This is a genomic window from Aeromonas molluscorum 848, from assembly GCF_000388115.1.
GTDB classification, from domain to species: domain Bacteria; phylum Pseudomonadota; class Gammaproteobacteria; order Enterobacterales; family Aeromonadaceae; genus Aeromonas; species Aeromonas molluscorum.
Map to the genome: position 1 here is coordinate 1 of NZ_AQGQ01000236.1, position 4,744 is coordinate 4,744.

Here is a 4,744-nt window from a genome sequence, read left to right on the forward strand (position 1 = left end):
CTGCATCCAGAGCGGGCTCGGGGTGTGCAGGTTAAGCCCCTTGATGACGCGACCCAGATAACGGGGGCAATCGGCTGGTGCTTCAACCCGGATCGGGAAGCTGGCATCACAGGTGGCAACAGCCGGCGTCCAGGTCGGCTCGACCACGTCCACGCTGTTGAGCACACCGATCTCGCGAGCAAGCCCTTTGATCCCGAGGCAGTCGGCACGGTTCGGAGTCAAATCCACGTCGATGCTGACGTCGTTGAGCGCGAGGTAGTCGCGAATGTCAGTGCCGATGGGGGCATCGCTCGGCAGCTCTATGATGCCGTCCGCTTCTACGTCAATACCCAGCTCGCTGAAGGAGCAGAGCATGCCGTGAGACGGCTGGCCGCGCAGCTTGGCTTTCTTGATGGTAAAATCACCCGGCAGGGTCGCCCCTACTTTGGCCACGCAGACTTTCAGGCCGGTGCGGCAGTTCGGCGCGCCGCAGACGATGTCCAGCAGCTCGGCCTCGCCCACGTTGACCTTGGTCACCCGCAGTTTGTCGGCGTCCGGATGCTGGGCACACTCGACCACTTCGCCCACGACCACGTTGTTGAACTGGCCGGCCACCGCTTCCACGGCGTCCACTTCCAGACCGGCCATGGTGATCTGCTCGGCCAGTGCGTTGTCACTCAACTCGGTGCGGACCCACTCCATCACCCAGGATTTACTGAATTTCATGTTCTCTCGCCCTTACTTGAACTGCTTGAGGAAGCGCAGGTCGTTTTCGAAGAAGGCACGCAGGTCATTGACCCCGTAACGCAGCATGGTCAGGCGCTCAACGCCCATGCCGAAGGCAAAGCCGGAGTATTTTTCCGGATCGATACCGACCGAACGCAGCACATTCGGGTGCACCATGCCGCAGCCCAGCACTTCCAGCCACTTGCCGTTCTTGCCCATCACATCCACTTCGGCACTCGGCTCGGTGAACGGGAAATAGGAAGGACGGAAGCGAATGGTGAGATCTTCCTCGAAGTAGTTGCGCAGGAAGTCGTGCAGTATGCCTTTGAGCTCGGTAAAGCTGGCATGCTCGTCAACCAGCAGGCCTTCAACCTGGTGGAACATAGGCGTGTGGGTCATGTCGTAGTCGTTACGATAGACGCGGCCCGGCGCTATGATGCGGATCGGTGGCTGTTGCTGCTGCATGGTGCGGATCTGCACGCCCGAGGTATGGGTGCGCAGCATCAGATCAGGATTGAAGTAGAAGGTATCGTGATCGGTACGCGCCGGGTGGTGAGCCGGGATGTTCAGCGCATCGAAGTTGTGGAAACCATCTTCAATCTCGGGACCGCGCTCAACCTTGAACCCCATCTCGCCAAACAGGCGCTCGATGCGCTCGACGGTGCGGGTCACAGGGTGCAGGCCACCGCTCTCGATGCGACGCCCAGGCAGGCTGATGTCGATGGTCTCGGCGGCCAGCTTCTGGTTCAGCTCCTGGGAGGCCAGATCATCGCGGCGCGCATTCAGGGCATCTTGCACCTGCTGCTTGGCCTGGTTGATCACGGCGCCCGCAGCGGGACGCTCTTCTGCGGACAAGGCGCCCAGTGTCTTCATCTGCTCGGTAAAAAACGCCTTTTTTACCCAGATATTTGACCCGGATCTCGTCGAGGGTCGCAACGTCATTGACGCCCTCAATCTCGGCCTTGGCCTGGCCGACTACTTCTTCAAGCTGTTGCATGTCTTCCTCGTCACCACTCCCGAAACAGGAGCCTGTAGGCTAAATAAGGGTAAGAGGGGGATAATACAAAAAAAGCCCCTTGGCTGACCATAGTTAAGGTGGGCTTTTCTCCCGAGAAATCATTTTGTTATAGCGCAATGGTCATGGTATCGCCGTGCCATGGATGGCAATGTTTGAGGTCGGCAGGCCATATTCGAGGGAGGGAATTATTAAATATACTTTTAAATCAATATGATAAAAATTAATGGCAAAGCATGTGACGGATGGCGTTAGTAGTATGAGCCTGTCAGACAAACGCTATCTCTCCGTCAATTCGAGCGCTTTCGAATTAACGGCTCTGCATACTCCTCAGCGACAGGCACACTCGCCTCCGACCGTTGAGCACAACAAGGTACCCATCCCCTGCCCCTCTGGGGATATACCCCATAGCGCACACCGAAAACCGGTCTTAACAGATAAAACAACAAAAAAGGAGGCCTAGGGCCTCCTTTTAGTTTCATAACAGAACCGGATTAAACCAGTGCTGCTTTAGCCTTTTCAACCAGGGCGGTGAAAGCCAACTTGTCGTGAACAGCGATATCGGACAGGATCTTACGATCGATTTCGATAGAAGCTTTCTTCAGACCGTTGATCAGACGGCTGTAGGACAGACCATTCTGACGGGCTGCCGCGTTGATACGGGCAATCCACAGTTGACGGAACTGACGCTTTTTCTGGCGACGGTCACGATAGGCATACTGACCAGCTTTGGTTACCGCTTGTACCGCTACGCGGTAGACACGGGAACGGGCGCCGTAGTAACCCTTGGCGGCTTTCATTACTTTCTTGTGACGAGCGCGAGCAGTCACACCACGTTTAACTCTTGGCATTTTTCACATCCCCCTTATGCGTACGGCAGACAGGCAACAACACGTTTGTGGTCAGCAGCAGAAACCATGAACTTCGGTCCCAGCTTGCGCTTACGCTTGCTGCTCTTCTTGGTCAGGATGTGACGCAGGTGGTTATGCTTGCACTTGAAGCGGCCGGAGCCAGTCTTCTTGAAGCGCTTTGCAGCACCCCGGTTGGTTTTCATCTTCGGCATTTTATACTCCGCATTGTGAGTGAAAACAAAATCGCAAGGCGAACTAACTCATGGGACTAGCCCATGAGCCAATTTCTTGTGGGCCTTAGGATTTCTTCTTAGGCGCGAGGACCATCACAGCTTGACGGCCTTCCACTTTAGGGAACGACTCGACCACTGCCAGCTCTTCCAGATCGTTCTTGACGCGCTCCAGTACCTTGATACCAAGATCCTGGTGAGCCATTTCACGACCACGGAAGCGCAGGGTGACCTTCGCCTTGTCCCCGTCTTCAAGAAAGCGAACCAGGTTGCGTAGTTTTACCTGATAGTCGCCTTCGTCGGTGCCAGGACGGAATTTGATTTCCTTAACCTGGACAACTTTCTGCTTTTTCTTCTGTTCTTTGGTTGTCTTGCTCTTCTCGTAGAGGAATTTGCCGTAATCCATGATTCGGCAAACGGGCGGTTCAGCGTTAGGGCTGATCTCGACCAGATCTACTCCAGCCTCAAGGGCCAAGTTCAGTGCATCATGGATTTCGACGACGCCCAAGGGCTCACCATCAAGTCCAGTCAAACGAACTTCTTTCAGACGAATCTCGGTATTGATCCGGTGAGCGCGGGCTTGCGGTTGCTTGCCCAGTTTTTTTCCGCCTTTTATAGCTTATTCCTCCACTTTCTTTTGTCCGCGGGTCTGAACTTCCTGGGACAGTAGAGCGATTAGCTCTTCAACAGGATAAGTGCCCAGGTCAGCCCCTTTACGAGTCCGTACTGCAATCTTACCGGCTTCAACTTCTTTATCGCCGCAGACCAGCATGAAAGGTACTCGTTTCAAAGTATGCTCGCGGATTTTAAAGCCAATCTTCTCATTTCTCAAGTCCGCTTTTGCACGAAGGCCCGCATCATTCAATGCTTTGGCCACTTTTACTGCATAATCGGCCTGATTATCCGTGATATTCATCACCACGGCCTGAGTCGGTGCCAACCAGGTCGGGAACAGTCCTGCGTATTCTTCGGTCAGTATGCCGATGAACCGCTCGATGGAACCCAAGATGGCGCGATGTATCATCACGGGGACGTGACGCTCGTTGTCCTCGCCCACATAAGTGGCACCCAGCCGACCTGGCAGGGCGAAATCGAGCTGCACTGTACCACACTGCCACGCACGATCCAGGCAATCGTGCAGGGTGAATTCAATTTTAGGACCGTAGAACGCCCCTTCACCCGGTTGCAGATCGTACTTCAGGCCGTTCAGCACAAGGGCTTCGGCCAATGCAGCCTCGGCACGATCCCAAGCTTCATCTGAACCGATACGCTGTTCGGGACGGGTGGAGAGCTTGACCACGATGTTTTCGAAGCCGAAAGTGCCGTAGACGTCATAGACCATACGGATGCAAGCAGATACTTCTTCCATGACCTGCTCTTCGGTACAGAAGATATGGGCATCATCTTGTGTAAAACCACGCACTCGCATCAGACCGTGCAGGGAACCCGATGGCTCGTTGCGGTGGCAGGAGCCGAACTCGGCCATGCGCAATGGCAGATCGCGATAGGATTTCAGGCCCTGATTGAAGATTTGCACATGACCCGGGCAGTTCATCGGCTTGATGGCGTACTCGCGGTTTTCGGACTGGGTGGTAAACATGCCCTGGGCATATTTATCCCAGTGGCCTGAACGCTCCCACAGCACGCGATCCATCATGGAGGGGCCTTTCACCTCCTGATAGTCATACTCACGCAGCTTGGTACGCATGAAGGTTTCCAGCTCACGGAAGATGGTCCAGCCATCGTTGTGCCAGAACACCATGCCGGGGGCTTCTTCCTGCATATGATACAGGTCGAGCTGCTTGCCAATCTTGCGATGGTCACGTTTGGCGGCCTCTTCGAGGCGTTGCAGGTAAGCCTTGAGCTGCTTTTTATCTGCCCAGGCGGTGCCGTAGATGCGCTGCAGCATCTTGTTGTTTGAATCGCCGCGCCAGTAGGCGCCG

The 4,744-nt window shown here is 55.1% G+C and carries 5 protein-coding genes and 1 pseudogene; all 6 read right to left on the reverse strand.

What is annotated here, in order from left to right; translation table 11 throughout:
* Positions 1–705 (reverse strand): YtpR family tRNA-binding protein (ytpR, locus tag G113_RS19215; protein WP_005910319.1); only part of this gene is annotated, 705 nt, incomplete at its 3' end.
* Between the two features lie 12 nt (positions 706–717).
* Positions 718–1,702: pseudogene (pheS, locus tag G113_RS19220) on the reverse strand (phenylalanine--tRNA ligase subunit alpha).
* Between the two features lie 512 nt (positions 1,703–2,214).
* On the reverse strand, positions 2,215–2,571 hold the full coding sequence (rplT, locus tag G113_RS19225; RefSeq protein WP_005300683.1) for a 50S ribosomal protein L20: 357 nt from the start codon (positions 2,569–2,571) through the stop codon (positions 2,215–2,217).
* Between the two features lie 14 nt (positions 2,572–2,585).
* Positions 2,586–2,783 carry a 50S ribosomal protein L35 gene (rpmI, locus tag G113_RS19230; RefSeq protein WP_005315535.1) on the reverse strand — a complete coding sequence of 66 codons (198 nt, stop codon included), beginning with the start codon at positions 2,781–2,783 and terminating at the stop codon, positions 2,586–2,588.
* Positions 2,784–2,868: 85 nt separating this feature from the next.
* Positions 2,869–3,417: a translation initiation factor IF-3 gene (gene infC / locus G113_RS19235; protein ID WP_040319409.1), complete on the reverse strand. Its 549-nt coding sequence runs from the start codon at positions 3,415–3,417 to the stop codon at positions 2,869–2,871.
* A 3-nt stretch (positions 3,418–3,420) separates the two neighbouring features.
* A partial coding sequence (thrS, locus tag G113_RS19240) for a threonine--tRNA ligase (protein ID WP_005910336.1) occupies positions 3,421–4,744 on the reverse strand: 1,324 nt, incomplete at its 5' end.